The 23868-nt window shown below is 70.2% G+C and carries 19 protein-coding genes; 7 read left to right on the forward strand and 12 right to left on the reverse strand.

Annotated elements, in window-relative coordinates; all coding sequences use genetic code 11:
• Nucleotides 1-82 precede the first annotated feature (82 nt).
• Genes O9280_RS08230 through O9280_RS08250 form a run of 5 tightly spaced genes read right to left on the reverse strand, consistent with a single transcriptional unit; the run spans nt 83 to nt 9249 of the window.
• Nucleotides 83-1363: an FAD-binding oxidoreductase gene (locus tag O9280_RS08230; RefSeq protein WP_298341055.1), complete on the reverse strand. Its 1281-nt coding sequence runs from the start codon at nt 1361-1363 to the stop codon at nt 83-85.
• Nucleotides 1360-3567 (reverse strand): serine hydrolase, encoded by a 2208-nt coding sequence (locus O9280_RS08235; RefSeq protein ID WP_298341057.1) that lies wholly within the window; start codon nt 3565-3567, stop codon nt 1360-1362. The genes O9280_RS08230 and O9280_RS08235 overlap by 4 nt, the downstream gene beginning before the upstream one ends.
• Complete coding sequence (lysA, locus tag O9280_RS08240; protein WP_298341059.1) at nt 3564-4871, reverse strand: diaminopimelate decarboxylase; 1308 nt, start codon at nt 4869-4871, stop codon at nt 3564-3566. Before lysA ends, O9280_RS08235 begins: the two co-directional genes overlap by 4 nt.
• Nucleotides 4871-7873, reverse strand: coding sequence for a TonB-dependent receptor (locus O9280_RS08245; RefSeq protein ID WP_298341061.1), 3003 nt, complete (start codon nt 7871-7873; stop codon nt 4871-4873). Before O9280_RS08245 ends, lysA begins: the two co-directional genes overlap by 1 nt.
• 38 nt (nt 7874-7911) lie before the next feature.
• Complete coding sequence (locus O9280_RS08250; protein WP_298341063.1) at nt 7912-9249, reverse strand: transglutaminase domain-containing protein; 1338 nt, start codon at nt 9247-9249, stop codon at nt 7912-7914.
• Between the two features lie 144 nt (nt 9250-9393).
• Between O9280_RS08250 and O9280_RS08255 the strand changes: the two genes are divergently transcribed.
• From O9280_RS08255 to O9280_RS08285, 7 genes are read left to right on the forward strand one after another with little or no spacing between them, the layout of a single operon-like run.
• The gene (locus O9280_RS08255; RefSeq protein WP_298341065.1) at nt 9394-10548 is read left to right on the forward strand and encodes a DUF819 family protein; all 1155 of its coding nucleotides are present in this window, start codon (nt 9394-9396) and stop codon (nt 10546-10548) included.
• 1 nt (nt 10549) lies between these two features.
• A complete protein-coding gene (locus O9280_RS08260; protein ID WP_298341066.1) occupies nt 10550-11962 on the forward strand; it encodes an SH3 domain-containing protein in 1413 nt (470 codons plus the stop codon).
• Nucleotides 11959-13056, forward strand: coding sequence for a dipeptide epimerase (locus O9280_RS08265; RefSeq protein ID WP_298341067.1), 1098 nt, complete (start codon nt 11959-11961; stop codon nt 13054-13056). The genes O9280_RS08260 and O9280_RS08265 overlap by 4 nt, the downstream gene beginning before the upstream one ends.
• A 9-nt stretch (nt 13057-13065) precedes the next feature.
• Nucleotides 13066-13938, forward strand: a complete 873-nt coding sequence (locus O9280_RS08270; protein ID WP_298341069.1) for a MurR/RpiR family transcriptional regulator — start codon at nt 13066-13068, stop codon at nt 13936-13938.
• 6 nt (nt 13939-13944) lie between these two features.
• Nucleotides 13945-14835 carry a L,D-transpeptidase family protein gene (locus O9280_RS08275; RefSeq protein ID WP_298341071.1) on the forward strand — a complete coding sequence of 297 codons (891 nt, stop codon included), beginning with the start codon at nt 13945-13947 and terminating at the stop codon, nt 14833-14835.
• Complete coding sequence (locus tag O9280_RS08280) at nt 14832-16085, forward strand: cation:dicarboxylase symporter family transporter (protein ID WP_298341072.1); 1254 nt, start codon at nt 14832-14834, stop codon at nt 16083-16085. Before O9280_RS08275 ends, O9280_RS08280 begins: the two co-directional genes overlap by 4 nt.
• 54 nt (nt 16086-16139) lie before the next feature.
• A complete protein-coding gene (locus O9280_RS08285; protein WP_298341074.1) occupies nt 16140-17297 on the forward strand; it encodes a porin in 1158 nt (385 codons plus the stop codon).
• Here the strand turns inward: O9280_RS08285 and O9280_RS08290 are convergent.
• Genes O9280_RS08290 through O9280_RS08320 form a run of 7 tightly spaced genes read right to left on the reverse strand, consistent with a single transcriptional unit; the run spans nt 17211 to nt 23719 of the window.
• Complete coding sequence (locus O9280_RS08290) at nt 17211-18698, reverse strand: ATP-binding protein (protein ID WP_298341076.1); 1488 nt, start codon at nt 18696-18698, stop codon at nt 17211-17213. The two genes, O9280_RS08285 and O9280_RS08290, sit on opposite strands and share 87 nt — an antisense overlap.
• A complete protein-coding gene (locus tag O9280_RS08295) occupies nt 18695-19357 on the reverse strand; it encodes a response regulator transcription factor (RefSeq protein WP_298341079.1) in 663 nt (220 codons plus the stop codon). Before O9280_RS08295 ends, O9280_RS08290 begins: the two co-directional genes overlap by 4 nt.
• A gap of 16 nt (nt 19358-19373) precedes the next feature.
• Nucleotides 19374-20069, reverse strand: a complete 696-nt coding sequence (locus tag O9280_RS08300) for a hypothetical protein (protein WP_298341081.1) — start codon at nt 20067-20069, stop codon at nt 19374-19376.
• Nucleotides 20066-20902 carry an SDR family oxidoreductase gene (locus O9280_RS08305; RefSeq protein ID WP_298341083.1) on the reverse strand — a complete coding sequence of 279 codons (837 nt, stop codon included), beginning with the start codon at nt 20900-20902 and terminating at the stop codon, nt 20066-20068. The genes O9280_RS08300 and O9280_RS08305 overlap by 4 nt, the downstream gene beginning before the upstream one ends.
• Nucleotides 20899-21600: an iron-containing redox enzyme family protein gene (locus tag O9280_RS08310; protein WP_298341085.1), complete on the reverse strand. Its 702-nt coding sequence runs from the start codon at nt 21598-21600 to the stop codon at nt 20899-20901. Before O9280_RS08310 ends, O9280_RS08305 begins: the two co-directional genes overlap by 4 nt.
• A complete protein-coding gene (locus O9280_RS08315; protein WP_298341087.1) occupies nt 21597-23066 on the reverse strand; it encodes an AMP-binding protein in 1470 nt (489 codons plus the stop codon). Before O9280_RS08315 ends, O9280_RS08310 begins: the two co-directional genes overlap by 4 nt.
• Nucleotides 23063-23719, reverse strand: coding sequence for a thermostable hemolysin (locus O9280_RS08320; protein WP_298341089.1), 657 nt, complete (start codon nt 23717-23719; stop codon nt 23063-23065). The genes O9280_RS08315 and O9280_RS08320 overlap by 4 nt, the downstream gene beginning before the upstream one ends.
• Nucleotides 23720-23868: the final 149 nt, after the last annotated feature.

The following is a 23868-nucleotide window of genomic DNA, read 5'->3' on the forward strand; positions in this document are numbered from 1 at the left end:
CAGGCGCGGCGATGACGAAAAAGCGAACGTGACGAAGGCCGCGTGAATGTCGCGCAATCGCCGACGCTGCAACCGTGCACGCTCAGCGGGACGTCGACGTCCCGAACCGGGGCCGGAACCGGCCCAGCCGGAAGGGCGATAGCGAGACCGCCGGCACGCCACCCGCGACGCGGGCCGCCACCATCGCCCCAGTCACAGGCCCCTGGGTCAACCCGAGATGGCCGTGCCCGAGGGCGAGGTGCAAGCCATCGACCGCATCGATGATCGGCAGCGAGTCGGGCGTGCAGGGCCGGAACCCCGCCCATTCGCGCGAGGGCTCGCCTTGCAGGGCCGGATACAGCGTTCGCGCGGCGGGGACGAGCCGCCGGACCAATCCGAAGCGCGGTGCACGATCGAGCGCGGTGAGTTCCTTGATGCTGGTGACGCGCACACCGGCTTTCATCGGCGTCATCACCATGTAGCGCTCGGCCCACAGCGTCGGTCGGCGTGCCGCGCGGGGCTGCGGCGCGAACATCAGGTGGTAACCACGCGCGGGCACGACCGGCACCACGAGGCCCAGCGGGGCGAGAAGGCGCGGCGCCCACGCGCCTGCCGCCACCACCACCTGGGCGGCGGCCACGGGACCCGCCGCGGTGTCGAGCACCCAGGCGTCGCCCCGCCGTTGAAGGGCGATCACGCGCGTCCGAAGGTCCTCGACACCGTCGGCAACGAGCGCCGCATGCAGACGCTGGCAGAAGCCGCCGGGGTCGCGCATGGCCAATGCTTCGGTCTGGAACACCGCACGCTCGAAGTCGGCGCCGATGTCGGGTTCGAGCTCACGCAGCTGCCGGGCGTCCAGCACCTCGAACGCCACGCCGCGGTCGCGCATGAGCGCACGCTCCCAGGCCCCCGCTTCGAAACTCGCCTCGCGTGCATAGACATGCAGGTAACCACTGGGGTCGACGAGGTCCATTGCGTTGATGGCCGCCGCCAGCTCGAGCCAGGCCGCGCGCGAGGCGTGGTTGATCGCGTGAAGCGCGTCGACGACCGGCAGTACCGCGTTGCGTCGTCCGGCACGCACGAAATCGAGCAGCCATCGCGCGTAGGTCGGGAGCGCCGGCCAGTCGAGCTTCAGCGGCGCGTCGGGATCGAGGAGCATTCGCAAGCCCTTGCCGACAATGCCCGGCGTGGCCTGAGGCATGAGGTTGCCGACCGAGATCGAACCGGCGTTGCCGAAGGACGTCTCGCCGGCGGGCCCTTTCGCGTCGACCATCAAAACGTTGGCACCCCGCTGCCGCAGGTGCCAGGCACAGGACAGGCCAACGATGCCCATGCCGACCACGGCGACATCGGCCACCGCCGCAGGGCGCTTGGGAAGACTCATTCGACGTCGAATCCGTAGGCGGCATCCGGCACCGGGCCGGCGCGCCAGCTGAAATGCCACCACTCCAGCGGATAGTTCACGAAGCCTTCGAGCGCCATGGCGTCGATCAAGCGGCGTCGCGCCTCGCGGACAGGCTCAGCCTCGGGCGATCCGGTGTGCGCTTCCGGCCCGAAGAAGTCGAAGCGCGTGCCCATATCGACCGGGGTGCAAGCGCTCGCGCGGCAATCGAGGAGGGCCACGTCGACGGTGGCGCCCCGGCTGTGGCCGCTGTGTTCCGCGATGTAGTCGGGCACGAGGGCAGATTTCTCGAGCCCAGGGTAGTAGTCGGGCTTGGTGCGCTCATCGGTGCTCTTCGCCCACGCGACGAAGGCCTGCACGGCACGCACCGGGCGGTAGCAGTCGTGCACGACCAATCCGAATCCGTCGGCGCGAAGGCGTCGTTCGACGCGTGCCAGCGCCTCCGCGGCCGGCAGAAGCAGCAGGCATTCGCCACGGCGATAGCCCGGCACCCGACGCCCGGTGAAGTTGTGCCGCGTGGCGTAGCGGATGTCATGCACCAGCGAGGGCGACAAGGCCCGCATGCGGATCATCCCGGCCTCCGCCGGGGTCGCGGCGGTGGAGACGGGTGGCGGTTGGGAAGCTGCAGCGGGCCCACAATCGCCCTCGCGATGGAGCGTCAGGTCCTCGAAGCCATTCTCATCGGCGGCGTCGATCGGCTCGAGCGTGAGTGCGCCATCGAATGCTAGTCGCACATCCCCCCCCACGCTCGCGTCGTCGAACACGAGGTGGATCGGTGCCTCCGGACCTTCGCCGACCCGCCACAGGGTGCCTGCGACGCGCGGCGAACGGGCGCTGGCGAAGCCGACCCCCGTGCCGCGGGGGCACAGCGACACCTCTCCGAACCAGGGGCTGCGATAGCGGCCGATCACGTCACCGAGGTCCTCCGCGGTGGCCGGGCGACGCCCGCTCAACGAATCTTGTCTCGGGGGATTGGCGTCGCCAGGTGTCGCGGCCACCGTGGCGTCCCAATCCGCGACCCACGCCATCGCGTCGACACCCGCTTCTGGGTCGGTGATGGCCTTGACCAGGACCTGCATCAGCACCTGGCGGGCCCCTTCATCGTCGAGGTTCATCAGCAACACGACACCCGCATCACTCTCGGGCAGCAGCACGATCATGCTCATCGCACCCGCGAGGGTGCCGGTGTGCGCCACTTTCAGCTGGCCGTCCATGTCGGAGAGCCGCCAGCCGTAGCCATAGGCGTGGAAATGGGCGTTGTCCCATCGGCGCTGACGCTCCGAGAGCGGCAACGCGATGTGCGGCGTCCAGATCGCCGCGCGTTGCGCCGGCGACAGCCGGGCATCGCCCCCGTCGAGCCAGAAAGACGACCAGCGCAACAGGTCGCCCAAGCTGCAGCGAAGGCCGCCGGCGGCGTTCGCCGTGGCGGCCTCGATGCGCGCCGGGTCGGGACGGACCACCCGGACCACGCCCTCCAAGCGCTGGTGCGGCTGTGCGACGTTGCGGTCGTCGAGCCGCGACCATGCGCCCGCACGGCAGCGGTTGAGCCCCAAGGGCTCGAACAACTCGCGCTGCAGCACCGTCTCGTAGCTTGCACCGCCGACCGAGGCCGCCACCTCGCCGGCCACGAGGTAAAGCACATTGTCGTAGGCGTACTGGCTTCGGAAGCTCGACACCAGAGGCAGGTGCCCGAGCGCGGCTTCGATATCGGCACGAGTGAAGGCATTGGGTTCAGGCCACAACATCAGGTCACCCGCGAACGGCCGCAGGCCACTGTTGTGGATCAGCAGGTCGCGCACCTGCATCTCGCGCGTGACCCAAGGGTCGGCCATGCGAAAGTTCGGGCGGTGTGCCACGACCGGATCTTGCCAACCGAGGACGCCGCGATCGACGAGGCGCCCCAACAAAGCGGTAGTAAACGCCTTCGAGTTCGACGCGATCTTGAAGATCGTCCCGTCATCGACCGCGAGTCCCGACCCGGCGACGGCTTCGCCGACGGTCCGCGTGTAGACCACCTCGCCGTCCCGGACGATGCCGACCGCCAACCCGGGGACACCGTAGTGCGCGCGAACGGCGTCCACCGCGCGGTCGAGGGCGGGGCGATCGAGCCCGACCTCTGCCGGCGCGCCGATGGCGGCGGTGGCCAGAAGGCCCGCCGCAAGCGCAACCAGCCTACGGCGCCTCATGCGCGGCGCACCGTGGCACGGGGCGAGACCGCCCAAACGGTCTCGCCCTCGTCCTGCGCCAGCAAGGCCTCGATCGACTGCGCCCGCCGCAGCAGCGCGTGATGCGGGCCGTCGACCAGTACTTCGGCCACCAAGGGGCGGCTGTTGTAGGTCGAGGCCATCGAGGCCCCGTAGGCACCGGCCCCAAGGATGGCCACGAGGTCGCCCGCGCGGCAGGCCGGCAGATCACGTGCTGTGGCGAAGGTGTCGCCGGTTTCGCAGACGGGTCCGACGACATCGTAGCTTGCCATCGGGCGACCGGACACCAGCGGCACGATGTCGTGCCAGGCGTCGTAGAGCGCGGGGCGCATGAGGTCGTTCATCGCCGCATCGAGGATCAGGAACTCGCGATCGGCACCGCGCTTGACGCGCAGCACGCGGGTCACGAGCACGCCCGCCTCGGCCACCAGCCAGCGGCCCGGCTCGATGATGCAGTCGCCATCGAAGTGCGGATCGAAGGCCGCCAGCGCGCCGCGGATCAGGGCGGCGTGGTGCTCGACCGGCACCGTCGCCTGCCCCTCGCGATAGGGCACGCCAAGCCCGCCGCCGAAGTCCAGGCTGCGCACGCTGGCGCCCAAGGCGCGGATTTCCCGGGCGAAGTCGACCATCGAGTGCGCCGCGCGCCGGAGCGGGACTTCATCGGTGATCTGCGAGCCGATGTGCATGTGCAGGCCGTCGATCCGCAGGGCCCGCCACGTCGCCCTTTCCGAAAACAGCCTTCGCGCCTCCGGAAGATCGATACCGAACTTATTGCCGGCCCGGCCGGTGGAGATCTTTCCGTGGGTGCCCGCGTCGATGTCGGGGTTGATGCGCAGCGCCACGTCGGCGATGCGCCCCATCGCGCGCGCCACGCCGTCGAGCACCTCCAGCTCCTCGCGCGATTCGACGTTGAAGCGGCGCACGCCGGCCTCGAGGCCTTGGCGCATCTCCTCGGCCGTCTTCCCGACGCCGGAGAACACGATGCGCTCACCCGGGATGCCGGCGGCCCGCGCGCGGGCCAGCTCGCCCGCCGAAACGATGTCGGCGCCCAGACCCGCCTCGGCCAGAAGCCGAAGCAGGCCCAGGTTGCCGTTCGCTTTCACCGCGTACGCGATCAGCGTGGGCCGGGGCGAGAACGCCGCCTGCAGCCTCGCCACCCGCGCCCGCAGCGCCGGCGCGGAGTAGGCATAGAAGGGCGTGGGCAGGGCGTGGGCCAGACCGACCCAATCCACGCCCTGCCACGCCTGCGCATCCATGCGCCGCGCGTCGTCCATTCGCGCGTCCATCAGAACTTCATCGAGACCGTCAGCTGGGCCGAGCGCGCACCCTGCCAGCCCGTCGGCGCGAGGAAGTCGTCGTTCGGCGAACCAATGTCGCTCTCGCGGATCTCATCGACCTGCGTCACGCGCTCCGAGTTCAACAGGTTGAAGACCGCCAACTCGACGCGCAGGTCCCCGAGGGCCAGCGCCGGCGTCCACGCCACGCTCAGCCCGACGTCGTACAGCCACGGCGTGCGGCCGAAGCCGCCGCGCGGCACCAGCTCGTAGACGCGCGACGACTGCGGGTCGGTGCCGGTGCAGTTCCGCACGCAGGTGTAGAAGCTGTAGAACGCCGTATCGTCGCCCGGGGCGGCCACGCCAAGGCCACTGATCGGTCGGCCGGAGTTGGCATTGAAGGTGCCGCCGAGTTCCCACTGCTCGTTGATCGCATACGCTCCACGCAACTTCAGCTGGTGGCGTCGGTCGTTCGGCAACGGACCGAACGCGTTGAGGTTCACCGAGGGATTGTCGAACGCCTCGGTGCGACCCGCATCCGCAAAGTCAGTGTCGGAGTTGACCGGGCCTTCGGCATTGCCTTCGCTGTAGCTCAGGGTGTACGCCGCGTTGAACGCCCAGCGGTCGTCCCATGCACGATCGATCACGAACTCCAGCGCCTTGTAGGTTCGGCGTGGCTTGTCCCAGCCGCGCTGGCCGATGTAGTTGCCATTGTCGTCGTACAGCGCCCAACCTTCGCGCGACGTGTCGATGTCGATGTAGGCGTCGTTGGTGCCATCGCAGTTGCTGTCACCCCAGACGGTCAACACCTCGCCGGGGTTGGCCATCACGAAGCCCAACGCGCCGTCCTCGCCGCACTGCGCGGTGGCCGTGATCTCCATGTCGTCGATGGCGTTGTTGAGCTTGCGGTAGATGCCGCGGACGCCCCAGGACCAGTCGGCATCGATCTGGGCTTGCCAGCCAACGATCAGCTCGTCCTGGTACACCGGATCCATGTCGGCATCCACTTCGCTCCGCAGGTCGCCCACGGTGCCGTCGCCCTGCGACGTGTCCACCGTTCCGAGCTGTGCCCCGAGGACAGGCCGCTGGAACGTGTTGCCGCTATAGGTGAATGGCGTGGTGCCATTGAGCACGTAGAACGTGCGCCGATCGAGGAAGCCGCCGGCCTGCTTGATGTTGATGACGTTCGCCACTGGCAGGAAGTAGCGGCCGGCATTGGCGAAGAACTTGCTGCGACCGTCGCCATCGACATCCCAGGAGAACCCGAGGCGCGGGGCCCACATGTCGTCGATCTTGATGTAGCTGGCGCCCTCGCCGTTCTTGTTGTCGAAGCCTTCGTTACGCAAGCCGAGGTTCAGCACCATCGTGTCGTTGAACTGCCAGTTGTCCTCGATGTACCAGGCGTTGTTCAGCGTCTCGAATTCACCCGCCACGGCCAGTTCGCGCGTGCGCACGTAGCCAGTCACGCCGTCGGGGATGGTCGCCCCGTTGACGATGGCACCCGGACGGGTGGTGTAGATCTCGTACAGAAGGCGGTCCTGGCCCGGGTAGAACTGCCGGTGGTCGGAGGTGTTGGTCTCGCGGTCGAGGCCGAAGCGGAGCTGGTGGTCACCCAGCGCCCATTCGAAATCGGCGCGAAGGGCTTCTCGCTCGTCAATTCGCGCGAACTGGCTTCCGGCCGCCGTGCAGCCTAGGTCGCGGCCGCCCTGGCCGGTGCGCCGATCGCGGATACGGCTGCAGTCGAGCGCACTCTGCGCGAACGCGCGCGCCTCGCGTTCGTTCCCACCCGCCATCAGCTTCATCGACAGGCCTTCGGTCAGGTAGCTCGTCCAGGTGATGGCGTGGTTGTCGCCGCCGCTGAAGCTGAAGCGGCGGTCGAGGAAGGCCCCGCGCGCGCCCGTGGCGAGATCGAAGGCAAGGTCGCGGGTGACGGTCGAGTTGCTGTCGGAGAACGCGAGCAATTCGACGAGGTTGCTGTCGTTGAGCTGCCAGTCGAGCTTGGCACCCCAGAAATCGTCCCCCGTTCCGCCGAGATTGAAGCGGTTGCCGGCACTGTTGGTGGCTTCCGTGTCGAGGTCCCGGGCTTCGTAGATGGCGAAGAAGAACAGTCGATCCTTGATCAGCGCGCCCGAGGCCCAGCCGTTGACGTTGAGGCGGTCGGACTGGTCGTAGCTGGCGATTCGCACCGGGTTGCCGGCGGCGTCATAGCGATCGGTCGCGGCCGTTTGCAGGAAGGCGGGCTCCCACACCAGCTCCGCGCCAGCATGGAACTCGTTGGTGCCGCTCTTGGTCACCGCGTTGATCACGCCACCCGTGGTCCGGCCAAACTCCACGGAGTAGCCGCCGGTCTTGACCTGGAACTCCTGGAAGAACGCGAAGGGCACGCTGCTGAAACCGACGCGGTTGTAGAAGTCAGTGACGTTCAGTCCGTTGATGTACACCGTGTTCTCGGCGATCGAGCTGCCGCCGAACGAGATGCCGCCGAGGTCCGGGTCGCCCGGATTCACGCCCGGCGTCAGCAGGGCCACGGCGGTCGCGCTGCGCGCCACGGGCAGCCGCGCGATGTCGTCGGCGGTGAAGTTGGTCGCCGATTCCACCGACCCGACGTCGATGGACGGCAGCCGCGCCCCCGAAACCTCGACCGCCGCCAGCGTGGTCGCACCGACGCTGACCGGCAGGTTCGTCGCCGCGCCAAGGGCAATCCGCACCTCCCCGACACGCGCATCGGCATCACCGGGACCGTCGACGTCCAGCGTGTAGGCGCCGATCGGCAGGAAGGGGAATCGGTACTCGCCGTTGGCATTGGTGGCGACGCTGCGCGCCAGCCCGGTGGCCGGATTGCGCACCGTGACGGTGGCGTTGGTGACGGGCGAACCGTCCTGCGCGGTCACGCGACCCACCAGCGCGCCGTCGTTGGCGAAAGCGGCGGGCGCGACGGCCACGGCGAGGCACGCAGCGAGCGCAAGGCTCAGGCGGTGACGCGGCAGGCGTCGTTCGTTGTGGCGATGGTTCACGGCGGGTCCCCCTTGGACACTCGGTTGGATGGATGCGGTCAACGCGCCGAAAGTCGGCGCCACTGGACGTCGTAGTCCCAAACGTCGAAGTAGAGATTCCCGCCGCGCCACTCGACTTCGCCGCGCTGGGCGTCGACCGGCTCGGAGCGCGGATGTGTCTTCGCCGGGTCGAACGCACGACCCCAGTCGTCGTTGAAGGCGATTCGGAAGCCGTCGAGACCGCCGAAGTAGAAGTGGCGCAGCGCAGGGTCGTCGCTCGCGAGCGGGCCGTGCGTCGGGTCCAGCGGCACCCAACCCCAAGGCGGCAGGTAGGCCTGCAGCCAGTCGTGCATCGTGTCGAACGTGCCGGGCGACAGCTGCCAGCCGCTTTGCCAGCGCGCCGGAATCCCATTTATCCGCAGCAGCGTGATCAGCAGCATCGCTTTCTCGCCGCAGTCGGCATGCGGTTGGCGAAGCGCATGGAGACTGAGGTTGTCGACGGTCGAGTACTCGCGCGCCACGGCCCAAGGCTTGGCCGAAACCGCATCGAACAACCGGCGCGCGACATCCACAGGCGCCGTCGCGTCGCCGATGCTGCGGGCAGAGAACGCCCGGAGTTCCGGATGAAACACCACGTGCGGCGGCCGCTCGGCCAAGTACTCGGCGAGGTCGCTGTGCTCGGCCACCGAGAGGGCAAGGCCGACTCCCGCATCGAGATGGGCGACCCGGGTGTAGGTTCGAACCCGATAGGTGATCGACACCACCGTGGCGCGCCCTGCGACGGCCGTGGTCTCGAAGTACGCACTGCGCTGAAGCACGACCTCGGAGGCGAGGCGCGCCCCCGCCGGCGTGGTGGCCACCACGTCGACCTGGTCTTGGACGCCAGCGATCGCCCGTGGAAACGGAATCCAGACGCGCAAGGCTTCACCGCTGGGCACGGCGTCGGCGTCGACCGTGACGGTATGCGTCACCTCGAACACCTGCGGATCGACCGCGATCACGCGCCGTTCGGCGTCGGCCCCCGCCGCCTCGACCGCCATGGCCCGCCACCGGGCGTGCATCGGGTGCAGGGCGTACAACGGGCCATCGTCCGTCCGCGACGGCGTCCTGACCCGAGCCGCCGCATCGGGCGCGAGCAGCAGCAGATTCCCGACGGCACGATGGAACCACCGCCGCTGCCCATCGATGACGGTCCACCCCAGGGCGCCGCTAGCGGCCCATCGCTCGACGTCATCGGCCGTGACGCCGGCGAGTCGCGCGTCCAGCTGGCGGCGCAACGCCGCATCGTCGTGCGGGAAGTCCAGCGCCAGGCGTCGCGCCCGCTCGCCGGAATCGGCGGGACGGTACTCGTCGCTGGCCACCCCAGGGACCGCGACGCACAGCAGCAGAGCGGCCATGATGGCCGCACACCGCTTGGCTGCCCCCGTCCATCCCATCGTGCGATCCCCTGATCCGCGATGGCACAGCAGTACCACGGGGTCATCGAGGCGTCAATGTTTTATTCCTTGTAATTTTTTCTTTCGCGCAATTATTATCTCGGCATGACGGACTCACCCGCCGCGTTCCTCGCGTCCCTGCTCGTGCTCGCGGGCCTGTGTCCGGTGATCGCTGCCCGATGGCCGCTTCGGCTTTTCGAGGTGCTGCCACCGATCGTGCTTTCGTACGGCCTCGCCACGGCCTTGGCGGTGCTCGGCGTGTGGGGCACGGGCGCGGCCGTGGAGGCCACGCAGAGGCAGGTGATGACGCAAGCCTTGCCGGCACTGATGTTCTTGCTGCTTGTGCGCTGCGACTTGCGCGCCATCCTCGCGCTTGGTCCGAGGGTGCTGCTGGCCTTCGGATGTGCCACGGCGACGATCGCCACCGGTTTCATCGTCGCGGCGCTGCTGTTCCGGGGCGTGCTGCCGGACGACGCGTGGAAGCCACTTGCTGCGGTCGCCGGGGGCTGGGTCGGCGGCACCGCCAATCTCGTGGCGGTCAGTCAAGCGATCGATACGCCCCCGGAACTGCTCAGCTTCGCCCTGCTCACCGATGCACTCTGCTACAGCGTGTGGGTGCTGGTGCTGTTCGCCACCGTTCCGCTCGCACCGCGCTTCAATGCCTGGGTGAAGGCCCGCGGCAGTGCGGAGACCGTGGCGGGGTTCCTTCCCGAACCGGAGGCTGCCACCGCGCCGGGGCACGTGCTGATGTGGTTGGGCCTGTCGCTGGCCGTTGGGGCGGGCGCCCGGGAGTTGGCCGCGCTGCTCCCGCAAGGGGGCGTGGTGAACGCCACAACGTGGACGCTGTTGGCCGTGAGCGTCGCCGGAGTGTTGGTGGCCCTGACGCCGCTGCGTCGGCTGCCCGGCGCGGAGGGCTGCGGCAGCGCCCTGCTGGCCCTCGTGGTCGTGACGCTCGCGTCGCAAGGCAGCTTCGAGGGCCTCGCCGCCGCGCCCTGGTTCGTGCTGGCCGGCTTCACGGTGCTCGCGGTGCACGCGGCCTTGATGGCAGGCGCCGCGCGGCTCTTCAGGCTCGATCTTGCCCTGTGCGGCGTGGCGTCGCTCGCCAACATCGGTGGCGTTGCCAGCGCGCCACTGCTCGCCGCCATGCATGCGAGGGCGCTGGCGCCGCTCGGGGTCCTGCTCGCCCTCCTGGGCTACCTGCTTGGCACGGGCGTCGGCCTCGCCCTGGCCAGCGTCATGCCGGCACTGATGGAGCACTGAGATGCGATCCATGCACGCGCGGGCCTTGGCGCTCGCCCTCCTCGCCTTGGCACCGCTGCCCGCGCAGGCCTCGCCGCCGCCGCGGGACGTGGTGCTGCCGGGCTGGTCGGAAGCCAAACTCGACGCCGCAAACTGGATCGCGCGCTGGCCGCACGCCGAGCGCGTGCTGCTTGATGCGGACGAGATCACCGCCCGCAACGTGCGCCTGTTCGAACGCGAGGCCTCGGTGACGCGCCTCGAGGCCTTGCCCGATGCGATGACACTGGCCGACATCCGCACGCGGGTGACGCGACTCTCCAGCGTGCCGACCGCGCTGCGCTACTTCGCCGACGGCCGCCTCGCCGGCGCGGCCGACCGGGAGCGCTGGCAGGCCGCCCTGGCCCTGGAAGGTCTCGATGGCGACGCCACGCGCGTGCTCGGCTGGGCGCTCGTCACGCAGCGCGCCCCGCTGCGGACCTTTCCGACGCTGGAGCGGGTCTTCAGCGCACCGGGCGACACCGACATCGACCGCTTCCAGGAGTCGGCGCTATTCCCGGGAACGCCGGTGGCGGTGCTGCACGCCAGCGCCGATGGCCGCTGGCGCTTCGTGATCGCGGCGACGTATGCCGCATGGATCCCCGAGGGCGCCCTCGCCCATACCGACCGCGCCACCGCACTCGGCTTCGCTCAGCGCGCCACGCGAGTCGTGCTGGAACCGATCGCGCGGCTCGCCCACGCGCCCGAAGCCCCCGCGGTGTCGGGGCTGGTGCTCGACATGGGGGTGGCACTGCCCGAGCGTCGCGACTGGCCGCTGTCCGAGCCGGTCAACGGCCAAGGCGCGCTCGCGTCGCATGTCGTCGAGGTCCCCACCCGCGCCATCAACGGTGCGCTGGCGCCCATGACCGCCCTGCTGCCGCGCGGCGAAGCGACTCACGATGGCCCGCTGCCCGCGTCCCGCGCCAACCTGTTGCGTCAAGCCTTCCGATTCCTCGGCGAGCGCTATGGCTGGGGCCACGATTACGGCAGTCGCGACTGCTCGGGCTTCGTCAGCGAAACCTATCGTTCGCTCGGCCTCGTGTTGCCGCGCAACACCCGCGACCAGGCCGTCAGCCCAGCCTTCGCCAAGCACACGCCCATACCGGCCGACTGGACGCGCGAACAACGCCGCGCCGCCGTCAATGCCATGCAGCCCGGCGACCTCATCTACCTCCCGGGTCACGTCGTCATGGTGGTCGGATTCGACGAACACGGGCCTTGGATCATCCACGACGCGCACGGCGGCCGTGCGCGCGGCAGTGACGGCGTCGACCGTCCGCTCCCCACCAATGGCGTCAGCGTTGCGCCGCTTCTACCGCTGCGCTTCGACGCGGATCGCGACTACCTCGACGCCATCACCCATCTCCAGCAGATCCTGCCCCCGGACACCCTCGAATGAAAATCACCGGATTCCGCTACGGCCGCCTGCGCGTGCCGCTGACGACCCCGTTCAAGACCGCATTGCGCGCCGTCGACGCGATCGACGACCTCGTGGTCATGATCGACACCGACAGCGGCCATACCGGCTGGGGCAGCGCGCCCGCCACCGCGATGATCACCGGCGACACCCATGGCGCCATCCTCGAGGCCTGGAAGCACCATCTCGCCCCGCGCCTGCTCGGTGAGGACGTGGGCAACCTCAACCACCTCACCGCCCTCGTGCAAGGCGCGATGGCGCACAACACCAGCGCCAAGGCGGCCATCGAGATCGCCCTCTACGACCTCTTCGGCCAGCGCTACGGCGCGCCGACCTACCGACTGCTCGGTGGCGGCGAACCGACGCTGACCACGGACCTGACGATCAGCGTCGACTACATCGACAAGATGGTCGCCGACGCCATCGCAGCAGTGGAGCGGGGCTACACGGCCCTGAAGATCAAGGTCGGAAAGGACATCGGTGTCGACATCGAACGCGTCAAGGCCATCCACGCCGCGGTGGCCGGGCGTGCCTTGTTGCGCCTCGACGCCAACCAAGGCTGGACGCCGAAGCAGGCGGTGCGCGCCCTGCACCAACTCGAGGACGCCGGCGTACTTCTGGAGCTCGTCGAACAACCGGTGAAGGCCCATGACATCGACGGCATGACGTACGTCGCCGAACGGGTGACGACGCCGATCATGGCCGACGAGAGCGTGTTCTCGCCCATCGACGTGATCGAGATCATCCAGCGTCGCGCCGCCGACATCATCAACATCAAGCTGATGAAGACGGGCGGCCTCTCAAACGCGATCCGCATCGCCGACCTCGCCGCCCTGTACGGCGTCGAATGCATGGTCGGCTGCATGCTCGAAGGCAGCATCGGCGTGGCTGCGGCCGTGCATCTCGCGGTCGCCAAGGCCAATGTCATCACCAAGATCGACCTCGACGGCCCCTCGCTGGGGCGTTTCAACCCGGTCGCTTGCAACGTACGCTTCGAGGATGCCGAAATCGCCATCACCGAAGCCCCGGGGCTGGGCGTCACCGACGTGCAGGGCCTCGAGACGCTGCCGAACTGAGGCGCCTCGATGTCCACCTCAATGACCGCCCTGCTGAAGTTGCGCGCCGAGCGCGGCCAGATGTCGGCCATCGAGCGTCGCATCGCCGACTACATCCTGGACAACGCCCAGTTGCTGCGCGACTACTCCAGCCAGCAGCTCGCCGACGCCCTGAAGATCAGCCAGTCGAGCGTGGTGAAGTTCGCCCAGCGCCTCGGCTTCAAGGGCTATCCCGACCTGAAGCTCTCCATCTCCGAAGCCCTGGCCCGGGAGTCGGCGCTCGAACCCACCGGCAGCGACCATGCCGAGACCGGTGATGTCGCGCCACCGGACCCAGACAGTGCCCGCGCCGAGGCGCTCTGGCACGCAAAGGCATTGTCCGAGGAGGAGACGCGCGCGCTGAATCCGCCCGCCACGCTCGCACTGGTCGCGCAGTGGATCGTCGAGGCCGACACGCTGTTCGTCGGCGGTGCCGGTGCTGACGGCTACGCAGCGCACAGCTTCGGCGCACGCGTCGCGCTGCTGGGCCGACGCTGCATCGCGCACGTGCAATCCGCCTCGCTGCTGGCCAGCCTATCGGCAGCCCAGCGGCGCGACCTGATCCTGCTGGTCAGCGAGCATGGCGCGCAGCCCGAGTTCTTGCGGGCCACCCGAGAGGCCCATGCGCTCGGTGGCCGCGTCGTGGCGATCTGCCGGAATGGCGCCAGCGCCTTGCGCGCCGTGGCGGATGCCACGCTGGTCGTTTCCGCACACGATCCGCAACCGCAGATCGAAGACCTCGTCTACCAGAGCGCGCTGCAGCACGTCCTAGACGATCTGTTCCTGCGCGTGTTCCACGCGCAACCGGACGCGGCCGCCCGTTTCCATGCCAACCGCGCGCGCATCGTCGCGCCGCACGATTGAGACCCCATGCACCGCACATACGCGCCCCGCTTCGCCCTTCTCTTGATCCTCGCCATGCTCTCCGGCTGCGCCGGCTTCGGGGGCCGCGAGGACACACGCCCCAGCGACGCCACCGACCGACGCAACACCGCGCGCAACGTCGACCACGGCCCTTGGCCGAACCCGGCCACCCGCCAGCTCGTCGTCGTGCTGACGCCGAACTGGGACGCGCCGCAGGGCCGCCTCGCGCGCTTCGAGCGGGACGCGGGCGGTGCGTGGCGACCCGTCGGCGCGAGCTTCCCAGTGATGGTGGGTCGCAGCGGCAGTGCTTGGGGCCTCGGCGTTCATGCGCCGCAGACCGACGGTCCGCGAAAGGCGGAAGGCGACGGCCGCGCGCCCGCGGGCGTATTCGCCATCGGCCCCGCGTTCGGTTACGCGGACAGCGCCTCGACGCGCCTCGCGTACATGCCGATGCAGCGCGAGCACTGGTGCATCGACGTGCCGGGCTCGCCCGATTACAACCGCATCGTCGATACCCGCGAGGTCGGCGCGAAAGCCATCGAAGGCAGCACCGAACCGATGCGCCGCGACCTGCACAAGGACGGCGACCAGCGCTATCGCCTTGGTTTCGTCATCGAGCACAACGCCATGGGCGTCGACCGCGCGGGCAGCTGCATCTTCGCCCACCTCTGGAAAGGGCCGGACGTGCCCACCGCTGGCTGCACGGCGATGGCCGACGCCGACATGGCCACGCTGCTCGGCTGGCTCGACCCGGCCGCGACGCCGCGCTTCGTGCTGCTGCCGGTACAGGCCTATGCGCGCCTCCAGGCTGCGTGGGACCTGCCCGCACCGGGCAGCGGCAACCCGAATGCCGGCCCCGCCGGTGCGACACCGGCCGGCCGGGACGCCCACGAATGAGCGGCGCCGCGAAGGTCTTCCTCGGCCTGCTGCTCGGCGCCGTCCTCGGCCTCGTCCTCGACGCGACCGCACCGGCGGCGGCACAGCACGCGGCCGCGATCGCGCAGCCCATTGGCCGGCTGTGGCTCAATGCGCTGCAGATGACCATCGTCCCGCTGGTGATGGGGCTGCTGATCGTCGGCGTGGCGCAGGCGAGTGATGCCGCGGCCTCGGGGCGCATCGCGCGGCGCACGCTGGCGTGGATCCTCGGCCTCGCGACGGCCTCGGCGGTGTTCACCGCGTTCTTCGCGCCCTTCCTGCTGTCGTTCGCGCCGCGCAGCGATGCGCTCACCGAAGCCCTGCACGCGGCCACCGGCACCGTCGCCGCACCAGAGGGCAGCGTCGCCGCCAGCCTCGCCGCCCTCGTGCCCACCAATGCCATCGCCGCCGCCGCGCAGGGCGCCATCGTGCCGCTGGTGGTGTTCACCCTGCTGTTCGCCTTCGCATTGACGCGCATCCCCGCCGAACGCCGCGCACCGGTGCTGGCGCTGGCACAGGGCGTGGCCGACGCGATGATCGTGATCGTGCACTGGGTGCTGAAGGTTGGTCCGCTCGGCGTTTTCGCGCTGATCCTCCCCGTCACCGTGCAGGCCGGCGGCAGCGTGCTCGGCGCACTGGGCGTGCACGTGGCCGTGCTGATCGCCACCTACCTCGTGATCACCGCCTCGCTGTACGTGCTCGCGCCGCTCGGCGGCGGCGAGCCGCTGCGCCGTTTCGCCAGCGCCATCCTCCCGGCGCAGGTCGTCGCCGCCAGCACGCAGAGTTCGCTGGCCAGCCTGCCAGCCATGCTGCAGGCGTCGAACGAACGCTTCGGCTACCCGCCGCAAATCGGCGCGCTCGTGCTGCCGCTGGCGGTCTCGCTGTTCCGCATCACTAGCCCGGCGCAGTACCTCGGCGTGATGAGCTTCATCGCCTGGGCCTACGGCATTGAACTCGATGCCACGACGATCGCCACGTGCATCGCGCTGGCCGTGGTGATCAGCCTCGGCTCGGTGGGCCTGCCGGGCCAGGCCAGCTTCATGGGCACCAACCTGCCGATCGTGCAGGCCGCCGGATTGCCTGTTGAACCGCTGGGCCTGCTGCTTGCGGTCGACCTGATCCCCGACGTGTTTTCCACCGTCGGCAACGTCAGCGCCGACCTCACGGTGGCGAGCAAGGTGGCGCGTGCCGAGGCGGCGGAACCTTCGACGACACCGACCCCTTCCATGTAGTTTTTGTTGCACTTTTGTGACTTGATGGGTGCCTTCCCCACGAGGACGCCCGCCATGTCACGCACGCCGCTGATCATCGCCCTGGGCCTGGGGCTCGCGTCCGTGGCCCGCGCGGAAATCCCGCTCGGCGATCTTGCCGGCGCGCAGGTGGGCCTGGAAGGCCTGGTGCAGTGGGACATCAACGACTTCGACAACGACCGTGCCGATCTCAACGGTCGCGGCCCCGATGATCGCGAGCAGGGCATCCGCCGCGCCGAACTGGTGTTGAAGGGGCGTGGCAAGGCCGGCGTGGTCGACTGGACGCTGGGCTACGACGCCGAGGCGGAGCGCGCGCTCGACGTGAACCTGCGCTGGAAGACCGCGTTGGGCAGCGTCACGGTGGGGCAGTTCAAGCAGCCGAACGGCCTCGAGGAACTCAGCAGCACGCGCAGCAACGATTTCGTCAGCAAGCACACGGCCGGCAACCTGTTCGCGCTGGGTCGCCGCCTCGGCGTCGGCTGGGCCCGCGAGGGCAGCAGCGGCGGCGCGCAGGCGAGCGGATTCACGCGCGAACTGAGCCGCGGCTTCAACCGCGGGCGCGGCTGGTCGGCGCGCGGGTGGTGGTCGCCGCTGAACGCCGATGGCGAGGTGCTGCACTTGGGCGCCTCGTGGGTATCGGCCGACACGCCCGGCGACCGCAGCCGGGTGAGGGTGCGCCCGAACGCGGATTTCGCCACCGTGCGCCTGCTGGATGCCGGCGCCTTCACCAATACCGATGCCCAGCAGACGCTGGGGCTGGAAGCGCTTTGGATGAAAGACACCTGGCGCGTGCAGGCAGAACTGTTCCAGTCCCGCATCGACCGCTACGCCGTGGCCGGGGCCCCGGCACTCGGCCGGGCGTTCGACGCCCGTGCCTGGGCATTGCAGGGCGTTTGGAACGTGGGCGGTCCTGGCTTCGGCTACAAGGGCGGCGTGCCGGTCACGAACGTGCCCGCAACCGGTGAGCGGCTCTGGCAGGTGACCCTGCGCTGGGACGGTGCCGATCTCGATGACGGTGCCGTGCGCGGCGGCCGCGGCCGGGCGCTCACGATCGGTGCGAACGCGTATCTGGGCGCGCACCTGAAGCTGATGGGCAACGTCGTGAAGCTATGGACGGAACGCACTCCGATCGGCGGCGCGGCCGTGGTCGACAACCCCACCATCGCCGAACTTCGCCTGCAGCTGCACTGGTAGCGCGTCCGCGGCCCCGGGCAGTCGCACGTCGACGCCCAGCCCACCCCACTCGGAATCGCGCAGCGTGATCGTGCCCTCGTGCCGCGCCAGCACGGAGCGCACGATCGACAAACCAAGGCCGCTGCCGGTGGCGCCGCTGCCCAGTTCGCGATGGAAGCGATCGAACACCCGCTCGCGGGCTTCGACGGGCAGGCCGGGGCCGGAATCGTCGATCCGCAGAAGCGCGCCAGCGCCCTGCGTCCCGACCTCGATGCGGATCCGGCCACCGTCGGGCGTGTAGCGGAACGCGTTGTCGAGCAGGTTGCGCACCATGATGCCGAGGGCGATCTCGTCGCCCAACACGGGGACATGCTCGTCACCGGTCACTTCGAGCTGCAGGCCGCGCCCGAAACCCGCGACCCCGAGCTCCGCCGCCTCGCGCCGCACGAGGGCCGCGAGGTCGATCGCGCCGCGGCCAAGCAATGCAGCGCCGGGCAACACGGATTCCTGCCTCGCCAAGTCGAGCATCTGCGCGATCACGCGCTCCATCCTCACCAGCGCGCGATCGACGCGTGCCGCCAGCCGGTCGCGGGCCGCGGCGTCCTCCTCGGCGTGGCAGTTGGCCGCGTGGACGCGCAAGGCCGCGAGCGGCGTGCGCAGTTCATGCGCGGCATCCGCCGTGAATCGGCGCTCGCGCTCCAGCGCGGTCCGCATGCGGTCGAACAGGCCGTTGATGGCGCGCACCAGACCACCGAGTTCCAGCGGCACGGAATCAGGCTCGATCGGCGTCAGGTCATGGCCGGCGCGGCGCTCGATGCCATCGACGATGCGCGCGAGGCCACGGGCGGCGAACTCCAGCACCACCCAGAGCATCAGCACGAGCACGGGCAGGCCGAAAAGCAGGGGGAGCAGCGTGCCGCGGGCGATGCCGGTGGCGAGCTCCTCGCGGATCTCGCCCTCTTCGGCCGCCTGCACCCACAGGCCCTCGCGGCTGCGCAGCGTGAACACGCGCCACGGCTGGCCCTCGAGCTCGACGTCGGCGAAGCCTGATGCCAGCGCAGCCAGCGGCGTGGCGGGGCCGCTCTCCGAGCGCAGCAGGAGCCGGCCTTCGGCATCGCGCACCTGGAAGGCCAGCTTGGTTTCGTAAACGTGGCCGTCGGCACTCACGAGGGCATCGCCCCGGCCTTCGGCGTCGCCGTGCCACACCTCGATCAGCGACGGGGCGCCGTCGGCCTGCGGCAGGTCCTCGACGTGCGGCGCGACGAGGGCCGACAGCACCCGGGCCGAGTGCGCGAGCTTGGCGTCGAACAGTTCGGCCGCCTCGGTGCGGCCTTCGCGGTAACTGAAGAACGCCGCCACGGCCGACACGCCACAGACCACGACGACCAGCGCGGCGAGGAGAAGAAGGCGCGCCGACCTCATGCCGGCACCGACAGCGTGTAGCCCACGCCGCGCACGGTGCGGATCAGGTCGGCGTCGAGCCGCTTGCGCAGGTGGTGCACGTGCACTTCGAGCGAATTGCTGGCCACGTCCTCGTCCCAGCCGTAGATGGCCTGCTGCAGCGCATCGCGCGTCAGGATGCGGCCGGGCTGTTCCATCAAGGCACGGAGCAGGGCGAACTCGCGGCGCGGCAAATCGATGATGCGCCCCTGCCAGTGCACGCTGAGCGTCGCCGGATCGAGGCGCAGCGCGCCGTGCGAGAGCGTGGACTGGGCCTGCCCTTGCGCGCGGCGATGCAACGCCCGCAGGCGGGCAAGCAGTTCGTTCGGGTCGAAGGGCTTGCCGAGGAAATCGTCGGCGCCGAGGTCCAGCGCCTCGATGCGGTCGCTGACGCGGTCACGGGCGGTCAGCACGAGGATCGGCACGCGGCGCCCCTCCTGCCGCGCGGTGCGGATCACCTGCACGCCGTCCATCCGCGGCAGGCCGAGATCGAGCACCACCGCGTCGAAGCCACCGTCACGGATGGCCGTCAGCGCGGCGACGCCATCCTGCACCCAGTCCACCGCGATCGCCGCCCGGCGCAGGGCCGTCTGAAGGCCCTCGCCGAGCGAGGCGTCGTCTTCCACCAACAGGATTCGCATGGCTGGAGTCTAGGCGTCAGCCCTCCAGCGCGGCCAGCGCGGCTTCGATCTCGCCGCGACGGCCGGCGTCGGCCGATTCACGACCGGGGCGCGGCGGTGCGGCGAGGGCCTTGCGGAAGGCCGCCACGGCGCCGGCATCGTCGCCCTGGTCGCGCAGGAAGTCGGCCCAGAAGTAGTTGCTGTCGATGCCCGCGGGGTTCATCCGCAGGCCCGCCTGCAGGTGCTCGCGCGCGGCATCCTCGTCGCCGAAGCCGACCGGCCAACCGGGCACCTGGTAGTAGAGGCTGCCGAGGCTGGTGTGCGCCGAACCGTCGAGGACGGCGTTGTCGATGGCGAGCGCGGCTTCGAAATCGGCCTTGGCCTTCTTCACCAGCGAGAGGGCCCCGAGCCCGCCCTTCGCGCCGGCCCACGAGGCTTCGATGATCCCTCGCCAGGTCAGCGCGGCGGCATCGCGCGGGTGTGCGGCGACGACGGCATCGGCCTCTTTCGCCAGCGTCTCGAACGCGGCGGCCTGCGCATTGGCGGCCATGCCGTACTTGATCTCGGCCCAGCGGGCCTGCAGCCCGGCGACCGTCGACGCCTCGCTCGCGGCGACCGTGGACGCCACGGCGGGCGCGTCGGCGGCGCGGACGGAGGTCGCGACGAACAGTCCGGTGACAGGCAACAGCCCGGCAAGGATCGCCACGGCAAGGGGATGACGGAAGGCATTCATGGGAGGGACTCCAGGGCGGTGTCGGAAACGACGGGGGCGGCGGCGCGGGCGAAGCGCCGCACGGTGGGAAGTTGCTTGGCGAGCGCGCGATCGACGAGCTCGGGCAGAAGGCCGTTGAGGCGGGCGAACAGGCGCTCGGGCCAGCCGAGCTGACGACGGCGCGTGCCGGCCTCGATGGCCTCGAGCAAAGCGGCGGCGACCTGATCGGCATCGTCGACGGCCACGCCGAGTTCGGCGTTCATCGCGTCGACCGCCACGCTGTTCAATGCCGTGCGTGTCGCACGCGGCGAGAGGTACTGCACGCGCAGCGGGGTGTCGGCGTGTTCGCGCGCGAGCGCTTCGAGGAAACCGCGCAGGCCGAACTTGCTGGCGCTGTAGGCGGCGAAGCCGGGGTAGCCGAGGCTGCCGAAGGTCGAACCGATGCCGACGACACCGGCCTCCGGAAGACGCATCAACGAGGGCAACAGGGCGCGCACCAGCAGCATCGGTGCGACGAGATTCGTGGCGACCTGGGCCTGCACATCGACGACGCTGCTGTGCTCGAACAGGCCAAAACGCGAATCCGCCGCCCCGAGGATCAGCAGCGACACCGGAATCGGCGCCGCGGCCACCGCGCGGCGGACCGCGTCGATGCCGTCCGTCGTGGCCAGGTCGGCCACCACGGGACGGATGGCGCCCGGACGCGCACGCGCCGCGAGCGCATGCAGCGCATCGGCACGGCGTCCGACGGCGTACACGGTGGCGCCGGCCTCGGCGAGGCGCAGTGCCAGGCATTGGCCGATGCCGCCGCTGGCCCCGGTGAGCAGGACGCCGCGACCGGCGACGCCGTTCAAGCGGCCACCGCCAGCGAGGGCGCGTTGCGCAGGCCCTGGAACACCGCGCCATACAGGCCGTAGAACATCCGTGCCGCGTGCACCACGGCCGCCTGGTCGGACGGTTCGTGCAGGCGGTCCATCAGGCCTTCGTAGAAGCCGGTGTGCTCGACGTCGAGGCTGCCGTGCGAGCGCAGGTAGCGGAACGCCTTCTTCGGCAGCCCGAGCGTGGTTTCGATGACATCCGCCGCGCGTGTCGCCAGCGCGACGCTGGTGCCTTCGAGCACCAGCACCATGCCGAAGAAGCCGACCGGGTTGCCGCGATGGATGGTGTCGTAGGCGTAGGCGACCATCAGTTCGGTCGCCGGCGAGGGGCCGGCTTCGAGCACGGCGGCGCGCGACACGCCCAGCGTCTCGAGGTCGTCGAGGATCCACTCCTGGTGGCCGACCTCCTCCTCGATGTACTCGGCGATGGCCTCGCGCAACCATTCGAGGCGCGCCGGCAGGCGGCTGCCGCAGGCCATCAGCAGCGGCGTGGTGTGGCGGACGTGGTGGTAGGCCTGGATGAGGAAGGCGATGTAGTCCTCGCGGGAGACGCGGCCCTGCACTGCCTCGCCGAGGATCAGCAGGGCTTGGAAGGCCGCGCGCGCCTCGGCGCTCTGCGCGATGAGGCGAGCGTGGAAGCCGCCGATCTCGGGCAGCGGGCTGAAGGTCTTCATGGATGGACGCTCTCGTGGACAGGAGGAGAAAGGGCAGTGCGCGCATGCGGATCGGGCGCGGCGACCATGGCGGCGCCGTAGCGCTGCATCAGCGCCTCGCGCCGCGGCCGGCCGTTGCCGGTGAGCAGGCCATTGGCGACGGTGAAGGGTTCGTCCGCGGGCAGCACGGCGGCCACGCGCGCGTAGTCGGGCAAGCCAGCGTTGACTTCGGCCACCGCGCGCTCGAGCGCCGCGGGGGAGGCATCGGCGCGGCGCGGCACCAGCACGGCGGCGCCTTGCACGCGGCCCTCGCCCCAGACGAAGGCCTGGGCGATCAGCGGGTGCTGCACCAGTTCGCTTTCCAGCCATTCGGGGCTGACGTTGCGACCCCAGGCGGTGATGTACATCGCCTTGCGGCGGCCGCGGAGGTGCAGGAAGCCTTCGCTGTCGAACTCACCGAGATCGCCCGTCGCGTACGCACCGGGAGCGCGCAGCGGCTCGCCGGTGTAGCCGAGGAAGGCAGGGCCGTCGACCCACACCTCGCCCTCGCCGTCGACGCGAATCCGCGCATGCGGCAAGGCACGGCCGACGCTGCCGGCACGCTGTGCGCCCGGGCGGTTCAGGGCGACGACCGAGGCACATTCGCTCAGGCCATAGCCTTCGAAGACGGGCAAGCCGAGGGCCGCGGCGCGGCCGAGCAGGCTGAGCGGCACGCGGGCGCCGCCGACGGCGATCATCCGCAGCGAACGCGGCAAGGCCGCACCGGCTTCGGCCGCCTGCACCAGCCCCTGCAGCAATTGCGGCACGAGGATGATCGACTCCGGCGCATGGCGATGCAGCGTGGCCAGCAGGGCCTGCAGGTCGAGGCCGGCGCTGCCGCGATGGCCGACCGTGGCCAGCGAGGGCAGATGCACTTCGCCACCCGCCAGCAGCGGTGCATAGAGCCCGCCGACCGTTTCCAGCAACACGCCCAAGGGCAGCAGGCACAGATGGCGGCGCACGCCCAAGGTGGCCATGGCCTGCACCAGCGAAGCGGCAACGCGCTCCGGCAACGCGCGGTCGAGGCAGACGCCCTTCGGGGCGCCGGTACTGCCGGAGGTGTAGGTGACGATCGCGGTGCCCGCCGGCAAGGCGCAAGGCGAGGCATCGAGCGTCCGCCACTGCAGTCGGTCCAGCGGCGATTCCGCCGCGGCAGGCAGGGCCATGGCCACGGCCGACTGCGCGGCATGCGCCGCCTGCGCTTCGGTGAAGAACGGCGGCAGGGCGATGTGCGGGCGCGCGCTCGCCGCGAGGGCGAGATCGAGCACGGCGGCGGCCAAGCCGTTGTCGAGGCGACTGGCGACCGCGCCCGGCGGCAGCGTCTCGAGCTGGTCGCGGCAGCGCGACACCGCATCGCGCAAGGCGGAGGCCGTGAGCGCCTGCTCGCCGTCGTGCATCAGCACGTCGCGGGCGGCGCGATCGGCGAGTGACTGCAGGACGGCGCTCACGTGCCCACCCCGCGCATCGGCGCCGCGACGTCGCGTGCTTCGAGGAAGGCCATGCCCGCGGCGATGTCGCCGGAGACGAGCGTCGGCGACGTGTCGTAGTAGCGGCCCCAATCGGTCGCGCCGGGACGCAGCCGCGAGGCCAGCGCAGGCGCAAGCGCGACGGTGGCCAGGCCGAGACGATCGAAGGCGTTGCGCAGTTGGCGCGTGGCGGCGAACAGCACCCAGCGCAGGCCGGCCCGGTGCAGTCCGCGGGTGAGGCAGAGGATCAGGCGGCGCGCATCACCGGGGCGGGAGGCGGCGAGGCCGCCCACTTCGACCATCGCATCGCGATCGATGCAGCGGCCCAGCGCCGCGGCGACCGCCTGTTCCGCCGGCTGGTCCAGATACTGCTCGACGAACAGGGGGTGGCCCTTCGCGGGGCGCAAACCGACGGCGGCGCGCAGCACGCCCTGGCGGTCGTGGAAGACCAGCAGCCATGGCATGAACTCGGCGAGGTGGGCGTCGAACTGCTCGCGGTACACGCGGGCGACGAAGGCCTCGGCCACCCGGCGGTCGTCGTCGGGGCCGAGCAGGGTCGGCACCCAATCCGGATCGGTGGCCGCGTCGAGCGCGGCGTGGGTGCGGGCGGGCAAGGGGAAGGCGGTCATCGGCATGGGGGCATCGTTGCCGCGCCGACTTAAGCCAGTCTTAGGCCAAGGTTAGGCAAGAGTTAGTTGCAGGCTAAGAAAGCCGTAAACCGTCGATGCCGTCGCGAGGAGGCTGAATGCTCGCTGCATGCGGCACGGCTCCGCTAGCATCGGAC

This window comes from Silanimonas sp. (assembly GCF_027531545.1).
Taxonomy (GTDB): domain Bacteria; phylum Pseudomonadota; class Gammaproteobacteria; order Xanthomonadales; family Xanthomonadaceae; genus Silanimonas.